The organism is uncultured Kluyvera sp. (genome assembly GCF_902485085.1).
Classification (GTDB): Bacteria; Pseudomonadota; Gammaproteobacteria; order Enterobacterales; family Enterobacteriaceae; genus Kluyvera; species Kluyvera ascorbata.
The window spans coordinates 1-23,296 of the sequence record NZ_CABTJS010000146.1 but is presented as its reverse complement, the minus strand read 5'-3'; the positions used below and the strand labels follow the sequence as shown (position 1 = coordinate 23,296).

Annotated in this window: 16 protein-coding genes, 2 tRNA genes, 1 rRNA gene and 2 pseudogenes; 15 read left to right on the top strand and 6 right to left on the bottom strand. The window is 48.2% G+C overall.

Features of this window, described 5'->3' with window-relative positions; all coding sequences use genetic code 11:
- From rrf to dkgB, 3 genes are all read left to right on the top strand, one after another.
- Positions 1-112, top strand: a 5S ribosomal RNA gene (rrf, locus tag RDN66_RS18370); the annotation flags it as partial.
- Positions 113-303: 191 nt separating this feature from the next.
- Positions 304-380 (top strand) — tRNA-Asp (locus RDN66_RS18365).
- 165 nt (positions 381-545) lie between these two features.
- On the top strand, positions 546-1,349 hold the full coding sequence (gene dkgB / locus RDN66_RS18360) for a 2,5-didehydrogluconate reductase DkgB (RefSeq protein ID WP_202216430.1): 804 nt from the start codon (positions 546-548) through the stop codon (positions 1,347-1,349).
- Positions 1,350-1,446: 97 nt separating this feature from the next.
- Here dkgB and yafC read toward each other — a convergent pair whose 3' ends face one another.
- Positions 1,447-2,340 (bottom strand): DNA-binding transcriptional regulator YafC, encoded by an 894-nt coding sequence (gene yafC, locus RDN66_RS18355; protein WP_202216429.1) that lies wholly within the window; start codon positions 2,338-2,340, stop codon positions 1,447-1,449.
- A gap of 104 nt (positions 2,341-2,444) precedes the next feature.
- On the opposite strand from yafC, the gene RDN66_RS18350 reads away from it, so the two are divergent.
- Positions 2,445-3,620: an MFS transporter gene (locus RDN66_RS18350; protein WP_202216428.1), complete on the top strand. Its 1,176-nt coding sequence runs from the start codon at positions 2,445-2,447 to the stop codon at positions 3,618-3,620.
- Between the two features lie 141 nt (positions 3,621-3,761).
- Positions 3,762-4,556: an endonuclease/exonuclease/phosphatase family protein gene (locus RDN66_RS18345; protein WP_035894471.1), complete on the top strand. Its 795-nt coding sequence runs from the start codon at positions 3,762-3,764 to the stop codon at positions 4,554-4,556.
- Positions 4,557-4,613: 57 nt separating this feature from the next.
- Here RDN66_RS18345 and mltD read toward each other — a convergent pair whose 3' ends face one another.
- Positions 4,614-5,975 carry a murein transglycosylase D gene (gene mltD, locus RDN66_RS18340; RefSeq protein WP_035894470.1) on the bottom strand — a complete coding sequence of 454 codons (1,362 nt, stop codon included), beginning with the start codon at positions 5,973-5,975 and terminating at the stop codon, positions 4,614-4,616.
- Between the two features lie 71 nt (positions 5,976-6,046).
- Positions 6,047-6,802 carry a hydroxyacylglutathione hydrolase gene (gloB, locus tag RDN66_RS18335; RefSeq protein WP_202216427.1) on the bottom strand — a complete coding sequence of 252 codons (756 nt, stop codon included), beginning with the start codon at positions 6,800-6,802 and terminating at the stop codon, positions 6,047-6,049.
- Positions 6,803-6,835: 33 nt separating this feature from the next.
- Here gloB and RDN66_RS18330 point away from each other — a divergent pair, with 33 nt between their 5' ends.
- Positions 6,836-7,558, top strand: coding sequence for a class I SAM-dependent methyltransferase (locus tag RDN66_RS18330; protein ID WP_035894468.1), 723 nt, complete (start codon positions 6,836-6,838; stop codon positions 7,556-7,558).
- Here RDN66_RS18330 and rnhA read toward each other — a convergent pair.
- Positions 7,555-8,132: pseudogene (gene rnhA / locus RDN66_RS18325) on the bottom strand (ribonuclease HI). The gene RDN66_RS18330 and the pseudogene rnhA overlap by 4 nt on opposite strands.
- On the opposite strand from rnhA, the gene dnaQ reads away from it, so the two are divergent.
- The 6 genes from dnaQ (at position 8,086) to RDN66_RS18295 (ending at position 15,931) form a co-directional block, all read left to right on the top strand.
- Positions 8,086-8,817, top strand: coding sequence for a DNA polymerase III subunit epsilon (dnaQ, locus tag RDN66_RS18320; protein ID WP_202209139.1), 732 nt, complete (start codon positions 8,086-8,088; stop codon positions 8,815-8,817). The pseudogene rnhA and the gene dnaQ overlap by 47 nt on opposite strands.
- Positions 8,818-8,947: 130 nt before the next feature.
- Positions 8,948-9,024 (top strand) — tRNA-Asp (locus RDN66_RS18315).
- Positions 9,025-9,862: 838 nt separating this feature from the next.
- The gene (locus RDN66_RS18310; RefSeq protein WP_202216426.1) at positions 9,863-10,198 is read left to right on the top strand and encodes a hypothetical protein; all 336 of its coding nucleotides are present in this window, start codon (positions 9,863-9,865) and stop codon (positions 10,196-10,198) included.
- 36 nt (positions 10,199-10,234) lie between these two features.
- Positions 10,235-12,385 (top strand): calcium-binding protein, encoded by a 2,151-nt coding sequence (locus RDN66_RS18305; RefSeq protein ID WP_308538097.1) that lies wholly within the window; start codon positions 10,235-10,237, stop codon positions 12,383-12,385.
- A gap of 115 nt (positions 12,386-12,500) precedes the next feature.
- Entirely contained in the window at positions 12,501-14,603 is a 2,103-nt protein-coding gene (locus RDN66_RS18300; protein ID WP_202216424.1) for a type I secretion system permease/ATPase, read from the top strand.
- Complete coding sequence (locus RDN66_RS18295; RefSeq protein WP_202216423.1) at positions 14,600-15,931, top strand: HlyD family type I secretion periplasmic adaptor subunit; 1,332 nt, start codon at positions 14,600-14,602, stop codon at positions 15,929-15,931. Before RDN66_RS18300 ends, RDN66_RS18295 begins: the two co-directional genes overlap by 4 nt.
- A gap of 3 nt (positions 15,932-15,934) precedes the next feature.
- Here the strand turns inward: RDN66_RS18295 and RDN66_RS18290 are convergent, their stop codons facing one another.
- The gene (locus RDN66_RS18290; RefSeq protein ID WP_202216422.1) at positions 15,935-16,819 is read right to left on the bottom strand and encodes a LysR family transcriptional regulator; all 885 of its coding nucleotides are present in this window, start codon (positions 16,817-16,819) and stop codon (positions 15,935-15,937) included.
- A gap of 104 nt (positions 16,820-16,923) precedes the next feature.
- Here RDN66_RS18290 and eamB point away from each other — a divergent pair, with 104 nt between their 5' ends.
- A complete protein-coding gene (gene eamB, locus RDN66_RS18285) occupies positions 16,924-17,511 on the top strand; it encodes a cysteine/O-acetylserine transporter (protein ID WP_202216421.1) in 588 nt (195 codons plus the stop codon).
- Positions 17,512-17,516: 5 nt separating this feature from the next.
- On the opposite strand, the gene RDN66_RS18280 is transcribed toward eamB, so the two are convergent.
- Complete coding sequence (locus RDN66_RS18280; RefSeq protein WP_202216420.1) at positions 17,517-18,287, bottom strand: amidohydrolase; 771 nt, start codon at positions 18,285-18,287, stop codon at positions 17,517-17,519.
- 1,177 nt (positions 18,288-19,464) lie between these two features.
- On the opposite strand from RDN66_RS18280, the gene RDN66_RS18275 reads away from it, so the two are divergent.
- On the top strand, positions 19,465-20,580 hold the full coding sequence (locus tag RDN66_RS18275) for a phosphoethanolamine transferase (RefSeq protein WP_248537657.1): 1,116 nt from the start codon (positions 19,465-19,467) through the stop codon (positions 20,578-20,580).
- Positions 20,581-21,323: 743 nt separating this feature from the next.
- Positions 21,324-23,296, top strand: a pseudogene (locus tag RDN66_RS18270) (hypothetical protein); the annotation flags it as partial.

Sequence of the window (23,296 nt, the reverse complement as noted above, 5' to 3'; positions counted from 1 at the left end):
GCGGCTGTAGCGCGGTGGTCCCACCTGACCCCATGCCGAACTCAGAAGTGAAACGCCGTAGCGCCGATGGTAGTGTGGGGTCTCCCCATGCGAGAGTAGGGAACTGCCAGGCATCAATTTAGAAGTATGGCACTAATATTCGAGGCAGTTCACTACTCGACAGAGAGTAGGACAAAAGCGAAAGCTTTTGAACGTTGCAAAGCAACGGCCCGAAGGGTAAATCACGTAGTGATTTATAAACTGCCAGGCATCAAATTGCAGTAAACCGGGATGAATAATCCGGGTAGTGACAAAGAATTCGGTGGAGCGGTAGTTCAGTCGGTTAGAATACCTGCCTGTCACGCAGGGGGTCGCGGGTTCGAGTCCCGTCCGTTCCGCCACTTATTAAGAGCCCTGAGCATAATTGCTCAGGGCTTTTTCTTTTTCTGCTGTCTAATTATTGCTGTTTTAGCAAAAATCCTCTGCATTAAACGATCTTTTTCCCGATCCTCTCGCTCGTCATAATGGTTTTCGTTAACCAATATTGATAAATAAAGAGGAAAATCATGACAATCCCTGCACTTGGCCTTGGCACCTTCCGCCTGAAAGATGACGTTGTTATCGCATCCGTTAAAACCGCCCTTGAGCTAGGTTACCGCACCATCGATACCGCGCAGATCTACGACAACGAAGCGGCCGTTGGTCAGGCGATTGCGGAAAGCGGCATCGCGCGTGATGAGCTGTTCATCACCACTAAGATCTGGATTGAAAACCTGGGCAAAGACAAGCTGATCGCTAGCCTCAAAGAGAGCCTGGAGAAGCTACGTACCGATTATGTTGACCTGACGCTGATCCACTGGCCGTCTCCAAATGACGCTGTGGCGGTTGAAGAATTCATGGCTGCGCTGCTGGAAGCGAAACAGCAGGGCCTGACGCGCCAGATTGGTATCTCCAACTTCACTATTCCGCTGATGGAACGCGCTATTTCTGCCGTTGGCGTCGAAAATATTGCGACCAACCAGATTGAGTTGTCACCTTACCTGCAGAACCGTAAGGTGGTGGGTTGGGCGGCAGAGCATGGTATCCACATCACCTCTTATATGACGCTGGCCTACGGTAAGTCGCTGAAAGATGAGGTGATTGCTGAAATTGCGAAGAAACACAATGCGACGCCAGCGCAGGTTATTCTGGCTTGGGCAATGGGTGAAGGCTATGCGGTGATCCCATCTTCAACCAAGCGTGAAAACCTGGCGAGTAACCTGCTGGCGCTGGATCTGAAATTAGATGCCGATGATAAAAAAGCGATTGCTGCCCTGGATTGCAACGACCGCCTGGTCAGCCCAGAAGGCTTGGCTCCAGAGTGGGACTAATGATGCGATAAACGGGCTACAACCCTCAAGTAGCTAAAGCAACTCACCCGGGCTGCACCCTCTGGTAGCCCGGGCGAGGCGTTTACGCCGACGCCTATTACCGGTTGTCTTTCACATACTCGCTGAGAAAATCAATAAACGCTCTGATGCGCGTACTCACCGCACGATCGCTGTAATACACGGCGCTAAAAGGCATTTCCACCGGCAGACGTTTATCAGCCAGCAGCTCAACAAACTCCCCGCTAGCAATTTCTTTATCCACCATATAGTCCGACAAGCAGGCAATGCCGTTACCGTGCAAACACAGTTGTTTAAGCGTCTCACCGCTGTTTGACGAAATTCCACTGCTAATTTCCATAAACTGGCCATCACAGCAGTAAACAGGCCAGGTGTTCAGTGAAGACGGTTCGGTAAAGCCAAGGCAAAGATGTTCTTTGAGGTCGACAACGTTCTCTGGTTTACCGTGGCGAGCAATATACTCCGGCGAGGCAATAATCTTCCTATAGCTGCTAAACAGTGGACGTGCGCGTAGGCTGGAATCCGTTAAAGTACCGGCGCGGATAGCGACATCAACCTTACGCTCAATCAAATTGATAAAGGTTTCGGAAGAGACCAGCGAAAGCGTCATTTCCGGGTAACGTTCGCGGAAAGACTTCACCAGTGGCATCAGGAAGTGCAGCATCACCGGCGTGGCAGCATCCACGCGCAATAGGCCCCGCGGCGTGTTACGCGTATCCAGCAGCTCGTTCTCGGCAGCCGCCATCTCCTGTAGCACAACCTGCATACGGCGGAAATAACGCTCTCCCTCTTCGGTCAGGCTCAACTGGCGCGTAGTGCGGTTAAGCAGACTCACGCCAAGCTTTGATTCCAGCTTCTTCACCGCCCGACTTACCGCCGAGTTGGCCTGCCCAAGCTGCTCGGCGGCACGGCTGAAACTGCCGCTTTCCACTACCGCCACAAAAATGGCTATTTCTTCTGATGTCGCTCTCATTATTGCACCTGAAGCAAAATTCTATTGAGATTTTGAATATTTTTGTTATTTAAACACCCCGGCATACTACGTGTCATCTTAATACTGATGATGTGGAGTAAATTATGCCGCTGGCGCTTCTAGCCTTAACGATCAGTGCCTTCGCAATTGGCACAACCGAATTTGTGATTGTCGGCCTGGTCCCGACGATTGCTGAACAGCTTGCCATCTCTCTGCCTTCCGCAGGGATGCTGGTTTCTATTTATGCTCTGGGCGTAGCCATCGGCGCGCCGGTATTAACCGCGTTGACCGGCAAACTGCCGCGAAAACAGCTGCTGCTGGCGCTGATGGTGCTATTTACCATCGGGAACCTGCTGGCCTGGCAAGCGCCCGGGTATGCCACTCTGGTCGTCGCGCGTTTGCTGACAGGCCTGGCCCACGGCGTTTTCTTCTCCATTGGGTCGACGATTGCAACGAGCCTGGTACCTAAAGATAAGGCGGCGTCGGCAATCGCTATTATGTTCGGCGGTTTGACCGTTGCTCTGGTGACCGGCGTACCGATGGGGACGTTCATTGGTCAGCATTTCGGCTGGCGGGAAACCTTCCTCGCCGTTTCTCTGCTCGGCGTGATTGCGCTAATTGCCAGCGCGGTGCTTATCCCACGTAATATCCCAGGGCGTGCGCCAGCAAGCCTTGCTGAACAGGTGAAAGTACTGACTCACCCACGCTTGCTGATGATTTACGCCATTACCGCGTTAGGCTATGGCGGCGTCTTTACTGCCTTTACCTTCCTGGCGCCGATGATGCAGGACCTGGCTGGCTTTACGCCAGGCGCGGTGAGTTGGATCCTGCTGGGCTATGGTGTGGCGGTAGCAATTGGGAACATCTGGGGCGGTAAACTGGCCGATAAACACGGCGCAGTACCCGCACTGAAGTTTATTTTCGCGGCACTGGCTGCACTGCTGTTGGTTTTCCAGTTTACGGCATCAATTCAGTACGCGGCTCTGGCCACCGTCCTCGTGATGGGTGTCTTTGCCTTCGGTAACGTTCCGGGCTTGCAGGTTTATGTGGTGCAAAAAGCAGAGCAGTACACTCCGGCTGCGGTCGACGTTGCCTCTGGCCTGAATATCGCCGCTTTTAACGTCGGCATCGCTATCGGTTCCGTCGTTGGTGGTCAAACGGTAGAGCATTATGGTCTGGCGCAAACACCGTGGATTGGCGCGCTGATCGTGGTGGTTGCACTGCTGCTGACCGGCCTGAGCGGTCGCCTGGATAGACCTGCACGCGTCGCATTAGGCTAAGGCTGAAGGGTAAGCAAGCGCTTACAGAAGTTCACGCAGCTTTATCACAAATAGCGTTGAAACCGCGGGCAAAAGCCCCTATAACAGAAGAACCTTCCTGGAATCAGGCGGGTTCTTTCGTTATTGAGGTTATAAAAGAAAGTGCGAAAAAATACCTACGCCATGCGCTATATTGCCGGACAGCCAGCGGAGCGGATTCTGCCTCCTCCCGGCGCTTATACCAGCATTAGCCAGGCACTCTCGGTGGGTAAGCCGTTAAGCACGGAAGAGAACATTCGTATCCTGGTGTGGAACATCTTTAAACAGCAGCGGGCTGAATGGCTGTCGGTGCTGAATAAGTTCGGTAAAGATGCCCATCTGGTCCTATTACAGGAAGCGCAGACGACGCCTGAGCTGGTGAAGTTTGCGACCACTAACTATCTTGCCGCCGATCAGGTTCCCGCCTTTGCGCTGCCGCATCACCCTTCAGGCGTGATGACGCTGTCCGCCGCTCATCCTATTTACTGTTGTCCATTGCGCGAACGCGAGCCGATACTACGGTTAGCAAAATCAGCGTTAGTGACCGTTTACCCACTTCCCGACGCGCGCCTGCTGATGGTCGTCAATATTCACGCGGTTAACTTTAGCCTCGGCGTGGATGTCTATAGTAAACAGCTGATGCCTATTGGAGAACAGATTGCCCAGCACACAGGCCCGGTGATTATGGCGGGAGATTTTAACGCCTGGAGCCGTCCGCGGATGAATGCGTTGTACCGGTTTGCGCGCGATATGTCGCTGCGTCCCGTTCGTTTTGATGATGACCAGCGCCGTCGCGCATTTGGTCGTCCGTTAGACTTTGTGTTCTATCGCGGGCTAAGCGTGGCTGACGCCTCGGTTCTGGTGACCCGCGCATCCGATCATAATCCGCTGATTGTGGAATTTAGCCCGGGAAAATAGGGCGAGGGAAATAAAAAAGGCACCGGGGGAAACGGTGCCTTTTTTATGAGTTACCTATCAGGAATCAGGACGGTCGCTGTTTTTTACAAACAACGTCAGCTGATCGCCCGGCTGCAGATTGGCCGTATCGCTGTTCCAGCGCATCACATCTTTGATGTTCACGCCGTGCCGTTTGGCGATGCTCGAAAGCGAATCACCTTTGCGTACGCGGTACGTAATACTGCTGTTATCGGCAAGACGTGCAGCGCTGCTGCCCGCACCTACCGTTAAGCTCTGACCGACTTTCAGATTGCTGCCACGCAGGTTGTTCCACTGCTGCAGGTCTTTTGCATTCACGCCTAAACGTGAGGCAATACCTGACAGCGTGTCACCTGAACGTACCTTATAGCTACGGCTGGTCATCGGCGTGTTGTCGGCAACCAGCGTAGGCTGGAGATCGGCAATCTCACCGGAGGCCAGGGACTCACGCAGCTGATCCGCATGTTTCTGTGGCACCATCACGTACTTCGGACCGCTTGCACCGAGCGTAGAGCCTTTGACGCCCGCGTTAAAGGTCTTCAGCTTGCTGACAGGCATTCCTGCCATATCGGCCAGCTGTGAGATCTCTACTGGACTATCAACGCGTACGCGCGCCAGTGCACGGCTTTCATCTGCGGTAGGCAGACGAACGCCATAGCGTTTGCTGTTCTTGAGGATGTCGCTCAAGGCCAGCATCTTAGGTACGTATAATTTCGTTTCCTGAGGCAACGGCAGTGACCAGAAGTCGGTGGGTTTACCACGGGCCTTGTTCACTTTCATTGCTTTCATTACACGGCCTTCGCCGCTGTTATACGCTGCTACGGTTAATAACCAGTCGCCATCGAACATTTTGTTCAGGCGCTGCATCATATCCAGTGCTGCCGTTGTGGAAGCAACGACATCACGACGTGCGTCATAACTGCGGGTCTGTTTCAGACCGTAATTTCGCCCTGTGCTCGGAATGATCTGCCAAATGCCTGCGGCATTGGCACCAGACGTTGCGTGCGGGTCAAAAGCGCTCTCCACTATGGGTAGTAATACCAGTTCCATTGGCATGTTACGTTTCTTAACTTGCCCGGCTATCCAGTACATATACGGCTCTGCCCGTAAAGTTACATCGTGGAGATAGCTCTTATTTCGTAAGTACTTCTGTTTCTGTTCGCGAACCCGGGCGTTATCCGGGATTCCCATCTTTAGCTCGTCGCCAATGTAAGCCCACAAATCCTGGTCCTGCATGTCGAATGTCCCATCGTCCATCCAACGTGCCTGACTTGCGAACTTACCTGCTTCCCCTTGACTAGCCGCAGAAAGGCTCTGTGCGTGCTGTTGGACGTTACCTTGCTGTGAAGCCTGGCAACCCACGAGCAGGACAGAGGCGAGTAATATCGCTTTTGCCTTCATGTGTGTGTCAATAGTTGCTTAAAAGACGACCGATAATAACGACGAACTTTCGAAAACGCAACCCGGAAGTATCAGAAGTTATCTTTCTTTGACCGTAACCATGCAAAACGCTGCTCAGATTGTAGCAATTTTGTTTCTTTGCTTATTTCATCAATTAAATCAATATCATCCGTTCTTAAAAAGAGATTAATCTGACGCTCTTTTTTCAGAGTTGTGGGGAGTGTCATTTGCTTTTTCGCGCGTAACTCCTTCACTTCTCGATAGTATTCGTTAATGAACAAATCATGCGGTAAAACGCTCAGCGCAAACTTCATATTGGAGAGCGTGTACTCATGAGCGCAACAAATTAACGTCTCTTCAGGCAACGTGTTAATGCTCTGCAACGACTGGTACATCTGGGCTGGCGTGCCTTCAAAAAGACGGCCGCAGCCCCCGGAAAACAAGGTGTCTCCGCAAAAAAGCCACGGGGCGCTGTAGAAACAGACATGTCCTAAAGTGTGGCCCGGCGTGGCGAAAACGTGAAAATCCTGGTTGAGGATGTGAATTTGGTCGCCGTCGGACACAATTTTTGTTGCCCCTTTGTTGTGAGTCTCTTTAGGGCCATAAACGTCAATATTCGGATAAGACTTAACGAGTTCGGCAACGCCGCCGACGTGATCGTTGTGGTGATGCGTTAAAAGGATCGCCTCTGGGTGCCAGTTGTTTGCCTTGATTGCCTCAAGCACCGGCGCGGCATCACCCGGATCGACTATTAAACAACGCCTGGTTTCATCATTAAGAACCCAGATGTAGTTGTCCTGAAAGGCTGGAATACTGTTAAGATTCATTTGTTACCTCTTAAACGCGTAGGGAAGGTTGTGATGAAACCGGCAAGGATACCTCAAACAGTCTCGGCGCCTGTCTCGTGGGCGCAAATGCCCTGGGGTGAATATTATCGCGAGGCTATCGATCGTCAACTGAAACCCTGGCTGGGAAAACTGTATGGTTTTCACCTGCTCAAGGTGGGAAACCTCAGCGCTGAGATCAACACTGAAGCTTGCGCTATCTCCCATCAGGTCAATATTTCGCTGGAAGGCAACCCGATGCAGGTGAAGGCAGATCCCCTGCATTTGCCATTTGCGGAGAAATCCGTTGATGCCTGCCTGCTGTCGCACACACTGCCCTGGTGCAGCGATCCTCATCGCCTGCTGCGTGAAGCTGACCGCGTGCTTATTGACGATGGTTGGCTGATTATCACCAGCTTTAACCCGATGAGCCTGATGGGGCTGCGTAAACTGGTTCCGGTGCTGCGTAAATCGACGCCCTACAATAGCCGGATGTTTACCCTGATGCGTCAACTGGATTGGCTGGCGCTACTGAATTTTGAAGTGATGCACCAAAGCCGGTTTCAGGTGCTTCCCTGGGCGAAACAGGGCGGGACGCTGCTCAGCACACATTTACCGGCGTTGGGTTGCCTGCAGGTGATCGTAGCGCGTAAGCGGACGTTTCCGCTTACGCTTAACCCGATGCGGCAGAATAAAGCCAAAAGCCGCATTCAGCAGGCCGTAGGGGCAACGCGACAGTACCGTAAACCGGACGCTTAAGCCTCCGGCTGATACCCAACATCGTCGTGCGTTGGTGAGTTGGCCGCCGTACGCGCCAGCTCATCGCAGCGTTCGTTTTCCGGGTGACCGGCGTGGCCTTTAACCCATTCCCAACGAATCTCATGCTTACCGAGCGCCGTGTCCAGGCGCTTCCACAGATCGACGTTTTTCACCGGCTTTTTATCCGCCGTTTTCCAGCCGCGTTTTTTCCAGTTGTGGATCCACTGGGTGATCCCTTGACGAACATACTGGCTATCGGTGCTCAACACCACGGTGCATGGCTCTTTGAGCGCTTCAAGCGCGACGATAGCCGCCATCATTTCCATGCGGTTATTGGTCGTCAGACGGTAACCTTCGCTGAAGGTTTTTTCCCGCTGCTGATAGCGTAGAATGGCACCATAACCACCCGGACCTGGGTTACCGAGGCAAGAGCCATCGGTGAAAATTTCTACCTGTTTAAGCATCTCTGGTAGACTTCCTGTATCTGCAATCAAAGTTAAACGGCAAGTCTGACATAAATGACTGATATGAGCACTGCAATTACACGACAGATCGTTCTGGATACCGAAACCACCGGTATGAACCAGATCGGTGCCCACTATGAAGGCCACAAGATCATCGAGATCGGTGCCGTCGAGGTGATAAACCGTCGTTTAACCGGCAACAACTTCCACGTTTACCTCAAGCCCGACCGGCTGGTGGATCCTGAGGCGTTCGGCGTTCACGGTATCGCCGATGAGTTTTTGCTGGATAAACCGACCTTTGCCGACGTAGCCGACGAGTTTATGGACTACATCCGCGGTGCGGAACTGGTTATCCATAACGCATCGTTCGATATCGGCTTTATGGACTATGAGTTTAGTAAGCTCAACCGCGGTATTCCAAAAACTAGTACCTTCTGCAAAGTCACCGATAGCCTGGCGCTGGCGAGGAAGATGTTCCCCGGCAAGCGTAACAGCCTCGACGCGCTCTGCTCACGTTATGAAATAGACAACACCAAGCGTACGTTGCACGGCGCACTGCTCGATGCCCAGATTCTGGCGGATGTCTATCTGACCATGACCGGTGGGCAGACCTCGATTAAGTTCTCGATGGAAGGCGAATCGCAGCAGCAGGTCGGAGATGCCGGTATTCAGCGCATTGTGCGTGCGGCAAGTAAACTACGTGTGGTTTATGCTACTGATGAAGAGCTGGCAAATCATGAATCGCGCCTCGACCTGGTGCAGAAAAAGGGCGGAAGCTGCCTCTGGCGGTCGTAAAACGGCTGTTTTTGCTGTGAAAATAAGCGTGTGGGCGATTTTTGCAGCAAACGATTCAAAAGTAGAGAAAAAGCGTTGACGGTTTGCCGGGGAATCCGTAATATTCGCCTCGTTCCCAAGGGAACACAGCGGAGCGGTAGTTCAGTCGGTTAGAATACCTGCCTGTCACGCAGGGGGTCGCGGGTTCGAGTCCCGTCCGTTCCGCCACTATTCAGAAAGCCCGAATCAGCAATGATTCGGGCTTTCGTAGTTTCTATCCCCTTACTTTTTATTCCTCACCCAGAAACGCCTCCATCAATGCCTGCATGGCGGGGCTGACGGCTTTTCCGGCATGGTGCGCGCAAAAGGTGCTAATTTTCATTGGCAACAGCTCTTTGTGGCTTAAGGTCTTTTTGACAATCAGTACACACAGCTGTCTCTGGCAGATTATATGTCGGACATTAGTTCTCCCTTGTTTGTCATTTCAAATATTAATGTCAGATTATTGTATAAATCTAAAAGTAACTTTTCCCTATATAGGGCAATGAAAGGCATGCGTGTACGATTTGTTGTCCATGACGCGATTATGCAGAATACCTACAATCTCTCTTCCCGTATTGTTCTGTCAAACGATGTTGGCGGCAGTTCGCATTTTAGCTTTTTAGTATTTGTTTTGCAGATACACTATGAGTATGGAATAATAAAATAAGAAGGCTGGGGTGCAATTCAAAAATATTTTATTCTATGGGTTTATTCATTGGTTAAAATGATGTTGTGGGTTTTTATATTCATTTTAGATATTAATTCTTGGGTTGTTTTATCTTTATGTTACTTTTTAGAATGTATTGAATACTTTTATTAGATGTTCTTAGTTTTGCTTGTGTGGTTTGTTTATTCTATTGGATTTAGTAATATTTGCTTGGTTTATATTAAAACCGGTATCAATATTATGTGTCTGTTAGTGGATTTTTTCCTAAAAAGTAGGAGTGTCAGTTAGTAATTATCATTAAGTTGTAAATGATTGAAAGATATTATCATATAGATTTTATGCATCTATGGAGGCCCTATGTGGAGATTTATAAAAATATCAGCGGTTATAATGGGTGTCATTTCTTTACCAATTACATTTCTTGCAGGCTTTAGGGCGGACCGTCTTGATGGTGGTGATCATTCTACGGCAGCACTAGTGACTATCACTGCATCAGCTATTTTTGCGCTGGTTGTAACACTGTTTATAATCCCTCTTATATTTAGTAAAAAAAGATTGATAGATCCGTCTACTGGAAAAGAAGAATCATTAATTGTTTTTTTTGATTTTAAAGCGAAAATGATGATGGCTATAATACTTTCTATTTTAATACATATGTCGATGGTTGTTAGGTATTTACCCATGCTCACGTAGTTAATGAAGGTTGTTTGTTAAATTTAAGGGGGGAATATGAGTGGATTGAATTTGTCTGTATATTATTTGAAAGTAATTAAATCTAATGAAGATACACTTACGAGAGATTTCATAGCAGCGACAACTGATGTTGCTCAAACAATTGGTGAGTTATTAAATAAGTATAAGATTGAACTTCCTGATCAATTCGTTAAAGTTGTGAGTGGTAAAATTGGTGCAGTTGTGTCAGCTGCTACGCTCTTTGATAAAATATCAAGGGATGAAGACACACTTAGTGACTGGCTAGGCGCAAGTTCGGATATTGCATTAATTATAGCCGGTTATACGGGTAACCCAATTATTGCTGGCACCGCAACAGTGCTTGGTATTGCATCAATTCTGACTTCAGATCTTGCTGTCGGAATGGCAAAGGGATATCTCAATGCTGTACAAAAATATGGTTTGGTAGATCCTGATACTGGGGGATGGCTCTTGCCTCCAGGATATATCAATGAACCTTCTTTAGGTCCCGACATGTCCATCCCCGAAACCACCACTAGCCCCATCATTCTGGATCTGGATGGTGATGGCATCGAAACCCGTAGCCTCCAGGATGGTATTTTCTTCGATCACGATGGCAACCATTTCGCCGAAAACACCGGCTGGGTCAGCGCCGATGATGGTTTACTTGTTATCGATAAAGATGGCAATGGCAAAATCGACTCCGGAAATGAGTTATTTGGCAATAATACGGTGCTCAGCAACGGCAGCCTTGCGGCTAATGGCTATGAGGCATTGCAGGAGCTTGATACCAATGGTGATGGCACGCTAAACAGTCGCGACGAAGCCTGGCAACAACTTCAGGTCTGGCAGGACCGTAACGGCAATGCTCGTGTGGATGACGGAGAATTAATGTCTCTGAGCGAAGCCAGCATTGCCGCTATTGATACAGACTATAAAAATAGCACATGGGTTGATAAACAAGGCAATGCCCATAAACAGGCAGGTGAAGTGATTTATCTCGATGGGTCTGAAGGGCAGTCGGCAGACGTCTGGTTCGATGTGGATAAAGGTTATACAAGCTACACTCTGGATATTGTCGTTCCTCAGTCTGTTCGCGCGCTTCCCTGGGTACGTGGCTTTGGCAATATGACGGATTTGCATGTGGCAATGAGCCTGAATTCGGAATTACAGGCGATGGTGGAACAGTATATTGTAGACCCGTTAAATTCTCAGGCGCTGTTACAGGATATTATATTCACCTGGGCGGGAGTGGCCGATATCGCGGCAGACAGTCGCGGGGAAAACATAGATGCCCGTCGGCTCAGCGTTCTGGAGAAAGCCACTGGCGAAAACTATCAGAATAAAGTCAATGGCACGACTGATCCACTTAAAAACGCAGCGGTATTGCTGGAAGATGAATATAAACACTTTTCTGACTTTATTGAAGCATCGCTGCTATCGCAAACCCTGTACCGTGATGACTTTGCAACTATTTCCCTTACCATGAAATCTGATTACAGCGGACTGACATTGAATTTCGATGATTTCGCCTCTCATCTGGAGTCGATAAAATTAACTGACGTCAATGAATATCTGCATCTCAGAAAAACATTCTATGCCTTATTCGAGTATTCGCCTTCCTATAGTGATGTTCGCGAACAATTAGGTATACCTTCAGAACAATCATTCTTTGGCGATGATGGCAATAATACATTCAGCGGCAGCAAAATGAATGATTATATCTGGGGAAATAAAGGCGACGACACGCTCAAGGGCGGCTACGGCAGCGACACTTATCTCTTCAATGCCGGAGATGGCAAAGATTATCTCTATGAGGGAACCAGTAACGCCGGTGACGCCGACACCCTGCGCTTTGGCGAAGGCATTAACCCGGAAGATGTGATTATTCAGCGCAGAAAGACCTCCGGGCTCAATGCCCGTGACAGTCTGATTATCACCTTCCGCAACAGCACCGACAGCATCACCCTTGATGATTTCTTCCGCGCTGCCAAATACCAGGTCGAGCACATTACCTTTGCAGATGGAACCGACTGGCTGCCGGAGGACATACTGAATTACCTGGAGGATGACATCCCCCTCCCGATTGCAGCGTCGCCGGATACGCCCGTATCAATGAGCCTGCTACGCCAGGAAATGGCGGCTTTTTCAGGGGGGAGTATGACGATGATGCTGGCTTGGTGGTAAATACCACGCTGGCAACGGCCCGCACCACGGTGAATTCACTGGTTAGCTATTAAAGGTTATGGATATTAGCGGCTGCGCTGTCGGCTGCATGATTGCTTAAGGATGAGGAAATAAGATGTCGGCCAATTATCAGCCTCTTTGGCAGGGTTTTTCTGCTATTGCACAATTTTATGGTATGGCGATAAATATTCCTGCATTGCAGGAAAAATATGCTGTGGATGCGCATCATGAAATCACCGTGCAGTTTGTCCGCGCGGTGCGTGAAACTGGACTGAAATGCCGCTATGTCCGCCATCTTTCTCTGGGGAATAAAATTCCGCTACCGGCCATCGCTGAAATTCCGGATATAGGTTATGTCTTGCTCCTGGCCGTTAAAGAGGGCGAGTGGCTTATTCAGCGTAATATGACCGCTTCGCCAGAGCGATTCGAGCCCGATGCTGGCACACACTATCCGGGATTTCTTTTTGCCCGGCGCTTTTCTCTGGAAAGATTAACCACCGAATTTAATCTGCGCTGGTTTGCCAGCGCGTTCTGGCGTTATAAAAAACTGATGGGCGAAGTACTGCTGGCCTCATTTTTTATTCAACTGCTGGCGCTGGTGTCGCCGCTGTTTTTTCAGGTGGTCGTCGATAAAGTACTGACCCATCAGAGCGTCACCACGCTGGACGTGCTGGCGCTAGGAATGCTGCTGGTCGCACTCTTTGATGTCATCCTTGATGGTCTTCGCAGTTACCAGTTGGCGCATACTTCCCAGCGTATTGACGCAACGCTAAGCTCTCTGCTTTATAAACACCTGCTAGCGCTGCCGCTGACCTGGTTTATGCAACGTCAGGCCGGGGTGATTGTCGCCCGTGTTCATGAACTGAAAACCGTGCGGGAATTTTTAACCGGCAGCGCGATGACGCTGTGCCTGGATCTTCTCTTTACCCTCGTGTTTTTTTCCGTAATGGCGCTGTACAGCCTGCCGCTTACGTTTATCGTTATCGCATCGCTCGTGCCCTATATTCTATTGTCGATTGCTATCACGCCCGTATTGCGCCGTCGATTGGATGAGCAGTTTAAACAGGGCGCGGGAAACCAGGCCTTCCTGGTAGAGAGTCTGACCGGCATGGAGTCCGTCAAAGCGCTGGCGGTGGAAAATTTGATGACCCGTCGCTGGGATGAGCAAATCGCCGCTTTTGTCACCAGTTGCTTTAAAACCCAGACTCTCGGCAATATTGCCAGCCAGATCTCTCGTTTCGTCAGCAAAGTGACCAGCGTGGCTATCCTGTGGTACGGCGCTCAGCAGGTAATGGATGCCGAACTGACGGTCGGTGCGCTGATCGCCTTCAATATGTTCGCAGGGCAGGTCACGGCGCCGGTGCTAAGAGTGGTGCAGCTATGGCAGGATTTTCAGCAGGTATCAGTCTCGGTCAGACGGCTGGGCGATATTCTGAACGTGCCGACAGAGCATCAGGAAAACAGTTCTACGCTAATGACAATTAAAGGCGCAGTCAAACTGACCAACGTGACTTTTGCCTGGCAGGTGGGCAATGCGCCGGTGGTGAATGCGTTCTCGTTAACCGTCCGCCCTGGAGAAATGATTGGCATCGCAGGACGCTCTGGCTCCGGCAAAAGCACGCTGACCAAACTCATCCAGAGGCTTTGCACCCCTTCAGAGGGGCAGATATTTATCGATGGGATCGATATCGCCCAAACCGACCCACACTGGTTACGTCGACAAATTGGCGTCGTGCTTCAGGAAACGCAGCTGTTCAGCGGAAGCATTCGTGACAATATCGCGCTTGCCGTACCTGAAGCCTCGCTGGAGCAGGTGATTGCGGTTTCAGAGCTCGCGGGGGCACATGATTTTATTAGCGAGTTTCCGCTGGGCTACGATACGCCGGTCGGGGAGCACGGTGGTCGTTTGTCCGGTGGTCAGAAACAACGTATCGGCATTGCTCGCGCGTTGATGTCTGACCCCAGGATATTGATTTTTGATGAGGCGACCAGCGCTCTCGATTATGAATCTGAACATATCATTCAGCGCAATATGGCCCAGATCTGCCACAACCGTACCGTATTTATTATTGCTCACCGCCTGTCGGCGCTGCGTTCGGCTGACCGGATTATTGTGATGGATAAGGGGGCGATCGTTGAGCAGGGGGATCATCAACAACTGCTGGCACAGCAGGGCCTTTACGCGCACCTGCATACGCTTCAGGAGGCCACGGTATGAGGCAGGAATCTTATCGTGAGTTTTTGCCTGCCGTCCTGGAAGTCCAGGAAACCCCGCCTTCTCCCGTCGGCCGCATTATTCTGCGAACGATTATGGTGCTGCTGGTCACGGCAGTGGTCTGGTCGGCGTGCGGCGATATCGATATTGTGGCGATCAGTCGCGGCAAAGTGGTGGTCAGCGAATTATCTCGCCCGGTAAGCAGCGCGGTGATGGCGGAAGTAGACAGCGTGCTGGTGCGTGATGGTATGAAAGTGAAAAAAGGTCAGCCACTCATTCGGCTGAATAGCCGGGCGCTGGACGCACGGTATGAAGAAAATGCCCTACGTCAGAAGATTAACCGTTTTCATATCGCTCGCCTGACGCTGCTGCTCCAGCACTACCAGGATCAGCCGGCGGAGGAAAAACTTCCGGCGATATTTTATCAGGAGGATGAGGCACTGGCGCGGCAACTATCGGCGCAGCTGATGTCGGAGGCCGAAAACGATCGTCAGGAGAAAGCGGTGCTGCGCGACAAGATGTCGGTGCTGAAAGCGCAAAAGGTTTGGTACGCCTCGCAAAAAGCGCAGTCAGAAAGCCTGCTGCCAGTTTATAACGAGCAATATCAGGCACTGGCGACGCTCTATAAAAAACAGTTAACCAGCCGTGACAGCCTGTTGGAAAAGCAAAAGCAGCTTACAGAGGCACGCTACACACTGGAAAGCGCGCAGGCGAAGTTGACAGAAATGGACGTCAGCTATCATCAGGCGGAGACGGAATATCGTGCACGTATCGCGGAAAAAATGCAGCAGGTCGAGCAGGATATTTCAGACAAGCAGCACGAAAACCGAGTGCTGGAGAAGCAGCTTCAGGAGCTTTCTGCTCAGATAGCCCAGTACACTCTGAAAGCACCCGTCTCAGGGATAGTTGATGCGTTACTCTTTCGTGATGGCGGCGCGGCGGTAGATGCACCACAGGAGCTGCTGCGCATTGTGCCGGAAAACGAAACGTTGACTGCTGAAGTCATGGTCAGCAACAGCGATATCGGCTTCCTTCATTCCGGCCAGAATGTCACCGTAAAGATCGATACCTTCGATTTCACCCGCTATGGCTGGGTGCCAGGACGCTTAATTAAGCTCTCCGCCGATGCCATTGAGGATAAAGAGCTGGGGTTGGTTTACAAAGCCACCATTGAGCTGAATAAAAAATCGCTGGTGATTGACGGCCAGCCGATGCGACTGGAGCCAGGAATGCAGGTGACGGCAGAAATCACCACCGGAACCCGCACCATCCTGAGTTATCTGCTTAGCCCAGTCATGGAAGCGTTGGATAGCGTAGGCAAACAGCGTTAGCCCTTACTCCTCTTTGCCTAACATCTCTGCCATGCACTCCATAAACACCTGCATGGCAGGGCTAACGGCTTTTCCGGCATGGTGTGCGCAAAGGGCGCTAATTTTCATTGGCGTTGGGCTAAACGGGAGCTCTTGCAATTCACCGCTTGCTAGCTCTCGCTCGACGGTAAAACGTGGCAGGAACGACACGCCCAGATTTCCCGCCACGCACTGTTTAATGCTCTCAATACTCCACAGCTCAATGGTATTTCCCATGGTGATCGCACGCTGGCGAAGCGTACTTTCAAAAATCTGCCGAAAAATGCACTGGGGCTCGTTGATAACAAAACTCACCGGAATGTGCTGATCGTGACGGGTGAAGTCGTAGCCATGAAATTCGGGGGATGCTACCAGCACCAGCGGTTGCTCACCAAAATGGCGCATTGTTAAGGCCTGATCGTTCCCAACCCGATAAAAGACCCCAAGATCGACCTTATCATCCAACAGCGCATCGCGAATGACGTAGCAGTTCAGCGATTGTAACGACAGTTTTACCTGCGGTGCCCGCTGCTTAAAGCGCTGCAAAACCTGCGGCATTTTATAGGCTAAAAGTGTTTCGCCTGTCGCCACGCGTAGCTCCCCCGTCGGCTCAGCGTCCAGTTGGGCTGCCTGGCGAATAGAGGAGATAACGTTAGTCAGTTCATAAACGTGCGGCAGGATGTTTTTCCCCGCAGCGGTCAGGCACATTCGGCGACCAATTTTCTCGAAAAGCTGCATCGACAGCTCTTGTTCAAGCTGCTGAATATGAAAGGTAACAGTCGACTGTGTACAGCACAGTTTTTGCGATGCGCGCAGGAACGAACCTTCTTCCACCACGGTCTTCAGCGTAATAAAACGGCGTAAATCCATCGTGACCTCAATCTATCGATAAGTTCGAATTCTTAATCAGAAAACATTCATTTTTTTAAATAATTATCTTCGGGTACTGTCGGGCAAAACCAAGGAGATAACAAGTGACTTCAACCCTGATAAGTGCTTTTTTTACCTATACCCTGATCACCGCGCTAACGCCCGGCCCGAATAATATTCTGGCGCTTAATGCTGTCACCACCCATGGTTTTCGCCAGAGCTCACGAGTGCTGGCTGGAATGGGGGCGGGCTTTTTAGCCATTATGCTACTGTGCGCGGGGTTAACCTTTTCTCTGGTGAGACTCGACCCGACGATGACGCACTGGCTGAGCATTGTGGGGGCGATGTATATCGTCTGGCTTGCCTGGCGTATCGCCATGAGCACACCAGGTGGCGGTAATGCCAGGCAAGTGCCGGTCAGCTTCTGGGCTGGCTGTGGGCTACAGTTTGTGAACGTGAAAATAATCCTTTACGGCATCACGGCGCTGTCGACTTTTGTACTGCCCTATACGCGAGATTGGCACTGGGTGGTAGGGGTGAGCATTTTGCTGGCGGTGATTGGGGTATTTGGCAATGTTTGCTGGGCGCTGGCGGGGCATCTTTTTCAGCGGGTATTTCAACGCTATGGCCGCCAGCTAAATTGGTTGCTGGCGGCATTGCTGATTTATTGTGCGGTACGGATGTTTATCTAAACCTTTCAACCAAGCGCAAAGGGATCGGCATCCTGCCAGGCGGGGAATTTCTCGCGATATTCTTGTAGCGCTGCAAGCGAAAGCTCACCGTCGATACGCGTTGCCTGATGCGGCTCGGCGGTGGCCAGAATTTCACCTTGCGGGGTAATAATCCTGCTATCGCCTCGATAGTGGTGGCCGTTGCCATCGGTACCGACGCGATTGCATCCTGCAACATAGGCCTGATTCTCGATTGCCCGCGCGGTCAGTAACGCCTGCCAATGTACGGAGCGTGGCGCAGGCCAGTTCGCCACGTAAAGCGCCAGATCGTAATCATTACGGTTGCGCGACCACACCGGGAAACGCAGGTCGTAACACACCAGCGGCAGGATACGCCAGCCTCGCCACGTCAACACCAGACGTTGGTTACCAGCAACGTAGTGATGATGCTCATCTGCCATTCGGAACAGGTGGCGTTTATCATAGCGGTGGACGTGACCTTCCGGTTCAACGAGCAGAAAACGGTTCACCGCGCCGAGACCGGTTTGTAGCGCGGCGCTCCCGCACACCAGTGCATTGGCGCGCGCGGCTTGCTCGCGCATCCAGGCCACAACCTCATCTTCTGACATCGATTGTTCCGCCGCTTCCATCGCAAAGCCAGTGGTAAACATCTCCGGCAGGACTATCACATCACGCCCTGTAATCCCTTCCATCTGCCGGGAAAAGTGGCGCAGATTCGCGGGGCCGTCCATCCACACGAGGGGTTGCTGTAGTAAAGTAATTTTTAATGCAGGCACGACCATGCTCCTCGTTGTACCGTGTTTTTACACTGTAGCATGGCTGTTGGTATTGAGTGGCGTTTATTATCGTTATGAATGATAGGGACGTTATGTTTATACTTAGTGGTTGGTTTTGAATTTATCATTTTTTATAGAAATATTGTTTTTAATAATGTACATAACCTGTATGTATTCATTGTGAAGGTATGCTTTTTGCTTGGTATTGTCGACTGTTGAGTTTTTATTTTTGCTACTTATTGCTTTTCTCACAATGTCAAATGTTCTGGGTGAAGAGGTTTCTTAGATTGTAGTTTGCTAGCCCTTGCTTTTCATTCGCTTTAAGTAAATATTACCAGGTTCATTTAATCAATTGTACATTTGCATTTGTACCCGAAGCGACCAATGTAGTCGGGTAATACGTATCCCAATCCTTCACTCAGCAAAAGTCTGATTTATTCAACAAAAACCTTGAACACTACAACCAGAGCGGTTATTAATGGGCAGCATTAGCAGGCGTTAATCTCACAGGCTAGATATTTACTTAAGAAATTGAATGGCGTGATGTTAATCATTGCATCTATGTTAAACGTACTGGCGTGTAAAGCCATTTGCTGTTTACGTTTGTTTTAATTACATTGGAAACTGATTGAAGCTTATGTTGAAGAACATCATTTTAATTGAGCGGGGTATGACGATGATAAAAGTTAAATGCATTTAAAAAATGGATTAATTGCGCTATATAAATAATTAATACTTATGCCACTCACCATAAAAAATCATGCTAAAAAAATATAAATCATATATAATTGTAATATGTCTTCTTGTATTTCTTTTTCTTTTATCAGTATTGACCCTGGTAGCAACAGGTGATTTTCATCCGAAGGTGAGCAATGTAATTATTCTTCTGTTGTTAATAAGCCTTACACTAGGGTCTAAAAAATCATATTGTCTGATTACACTTCCTGCATCAATTATTGTTGCCTTGTATGCTCCAGTCGGATTCACCTATGGTTTCCCATCCTACCAGTATGTGTCATCTTTATTCGCTACTGATATTCAGGAAAGCCTTGAATTTCTTACGTTGATATCCTACGACGCATATGCGGTTTCAGTTTTGATCCCTATTCTTTTTTATATATTACATTTGTTATCATGTAAGTTTAAGATAAGGCCTATTAAAAACCGAACTTATGTTATGCTGATTGCGATTATTATGACGCTCTCTTCTGGCGCCCTTGTTTTTATCAAGAAAACAAGTGGTTCTATTAATGACTTGAAATCCGATCAGGCTGAACTATCTAAGTATGTAAGCGAAAATAATTGGGGTGACATTCATCTGACAGACAAAACAAAATACGATGACTATATTCTTGTTATTGGGGAAAGTGCCAGGAAAGATTATTTTCATGTATATGGTTACCCTGTGGGTAATACACCATTTCTCGACGGTGTGAAGGGCGTTATTGTTGATGGTCTGACATCAGGAGATACCTATACTATAGGCTCTTTACGCTTGATGCTAACACAGGGGGATCCTCATAATTGGCTACCACAGTACAACAAGAATATCATAGGTATGGTGAACAAGGCAGGCATAGAGTCCTATTGGTTATCAAATCAGGGGCAGTTTGGTAAATGGGATTCTCCAGTATCTGCCATTGCCAAAAATGCGGGGTATTCCTACTTCACTAAATTTCAGGGATTCGATGAATCTAACATACAGGACTCAGTGCTGTTACGGAAATTAGCCAACGTTTTATCAAAAAGTACGAATAAAAAACGACTTATTGTGCTGCATACAATGGGGTCTCATCCAAATGCTTGTGCTAGAATTAAAAACATGGGTGTTCGGTATAAGTCACGTTCAAAAATAAATGACGACATAGCATGCTATATTTCTAGTATCAGACAAACGGATGATTTCTTAAAAGAAGCTTATAATATATTGAAGTTTAATAATAGAGGAAGAACATTTTCCCTTGTTTATTTTTCAGATCATGGCTTGGCTCATCAAAAAATAAATGGTGATATTAAGCTAAATAATAATTATAACAGCAAATACCATTATGATATTCCATTAGTTAAAATATCATCTGACGATGACAAGAGGACGGTAGTTACCTCAAGGAAATCTGGCCTGATGTTTGTTAATGGTTTGGCTGAGTGGATGGGTATCGAAGGTGGTTCAATTAGCTCCTATAACTTGTTTGATGGTATATCCAACCCTCAGGACTATGGTTTAAGTAAAAAGGTGTACGAAATAGATGATCCCGCAATAAATCTTGTAGACGATTTAACGTTAGAACATTAATAGATATGGCAAATGTTTTATTTTATGCATTTGTTCCTTGTTTCTCGGTCCTGATATCAACACCTGAAAGTTTGACAGTACTTCAAAATTTGGATTGCACTGCTCACCTCTATGGTGGGCAGTGAAAAGCATGTTAGTGCGTTCTGCTATACCCACCAGATTCACGATATTGGTCATGGAGAGATGGCAGAAGATAGGCATGCTAGCGATAAGCTAGATCATGGGTTCGTGGAGGGAGGAGGTTAACGTTTGTTAACGGCATTAGTCAGCGTTATCTCCTGATGAGTCAGTTCAGAAAGAATAAGATGAAAGACTACGGGCATGCTCTCTTTGGGGGGCATTGATAATACCGAAGGCTCGTTGGTATTCCGTTTAAAATGCTGATGATGGACAAGGATATGTTGTACTCCGACCACTGGATTGCTAGCTTTCCATTAATTGGCCTGCATTGAAAAGTGACTTTATTTTTCATGGTAAGTAGATGTATTATACATTCCATTACAGCTTTATTTAATATATAAAATACAAATATAAATCTTATCAATAATCGAATTATAAAACACATCACTTTAAAACATATATTGCAGTGGATTTATTGTTGTTGTGAATATTTGGGCGTAAATGTGTTTGTATTTTAAGTTTTACACCACTGTTACTGATGCTTTGTTGATTTATTTAGTGTTTTTATGCTGTCCGTAACTTTGGCTCAAATTTATAACTAAAAATTAGTCTGAGGTTTTAAAATGCCAATGAACATTTCCCGAGAAAATAAAATGTATGCTGAATCGAAATCAAGTTATTCTTTAGAAGACCTCTATGATGATGTTATGCAGAGTATTAGTGATGGTTTGAATATTGTTGCAGATGTAAACGCAGCGAAGATTGTAAAACTGGACCCTGGCATTGCTGATGATATTCATATAGACGCTGCAATTGAGAATATAAATAAGAAACTTGATGTAGTAAAAAGCATAATTGATCTTGCCTTATTATATGATAAAGTTATCAATGGTGAAGATACTATAGGGGACTGGGTAGATGCGGCTGAATCAATAGCGACCGCTATGGTTTCTGTTGGTATTGCTCCTGAATTAGCTGGAGTGATAACCGTTCTGGGGGTGTATAACGTTGTCGCTGACTCAGGAATTCCAGCCTTACTTGGTAAGGTAATGGCTCAGCAAATTATAAATGCTATTTATAAAAACGGTTTATATGACCAGAACACTGGCGATGAGATATTTCCTCCTGGAGACAATCCGCTTATTACGCCTGACCCAAATGGACCTGCAGCAGATCAGACTTCTCCTATAATTTTAGATCTTGATGGTGATGGCATTGAAACTCGATCTTCCCATTCAGGCGTGTTTTTTGATCATGACGGAAATCTGTTTGCAGAAAGTACTGGCTGGGTAGGTACCGATGATGGCTTATTGGTATTTGACAAGAATACCAATGGAGTAATTGAAAATGGTAATGAGTTATTTGGTAACAATACTCAACTCAGCGATGGCTCCCTGGCAGAAAATGGCTATATAGCACTACAAGAATTGGATGATAACCAGGATGGACTGATCAATAATATGGATGCTGCATGGCAGCAGCTTAATGTCTGGCAGGATAAGAATGGTAATGCGCAAGCTGATGCTGGTGAGCTGCTATCTTTGGAAGAGGCTGGAATCATTAGCATTGGGACGCAGTATAATCACTCTACATATATTGATGCTCAAGGCAATGCGCACAAACAGGTTAGTAATATTACTATGAGTGATGAGTCTGTCAATGACTCTGCTGATGTCTGGTTTGATATAAATTCAGGTTATACTAATTATGGGCTTGATATTGTTATTCCATATAGTATCCGTATGCTCCCTTATATTCGCGGATTTGGTAATTTACCAGATTTGCACGTAGCGATGACCAAGGACCCGGAACTAAAAACATTAGTAGAACGTTATGTAGTTGATCCCCAGAATAGTGGAGAGGAACTATTAGAGGAGATTATCCTGCTGTGGTCCGGGGTACAGGATGTTGCTATCGATAGTCGAGGGGACAATATTGATGCAAGACATCTGGCTGTAATAGAGATTGCTAGTGGGGGTTCTTATAAAAATAGAACTAACGGGACTGTCGATCCTCTTCCTAATGCCGCATTATTGCTTGAGGATGAATTTACCCATTTTGCCTCCTATGTTGAAGCTTGCTTACTATCACAGACCCTTTATGTTGAAGACTTTTCTTATATTAGTTTAACTGTGAAACCAGATTTGAGCGGGCTAACATTGGATTTTCATGCATTCGAAGAACATTTAGCTGACTTAAAACGGAATGATGTTAACCGTTATTTACAGGTACGCACTGTTTTTTATAACCAGATGACATACTTGCCTGCTTTTGCGGAGGAGCGGGAGCGTCTGGGGATCCGTGGAGACTTACTGATCGCTGGTGGTGAGGGTGATGATGTTATCAAAGGAAAGGACACGAGTGATTATCTCTGGGGCGGGGCCGGCAACGACAATCTGAACAGCAGCAGCGGCAATGACACGTTGGTCGGTGGTAGTGGTAACGACAAGCTGACCGGTTATTACGGCAGCGATACCTACCTGTTTAATGCCGGTGATGGACAGGATACCATTATTGAAGATATGAGCTACAGCAACGATGTTGACCGTCTGGTATTAGGTGATGGCCTGCTGACGGAAAACACAATTCTTCAGCG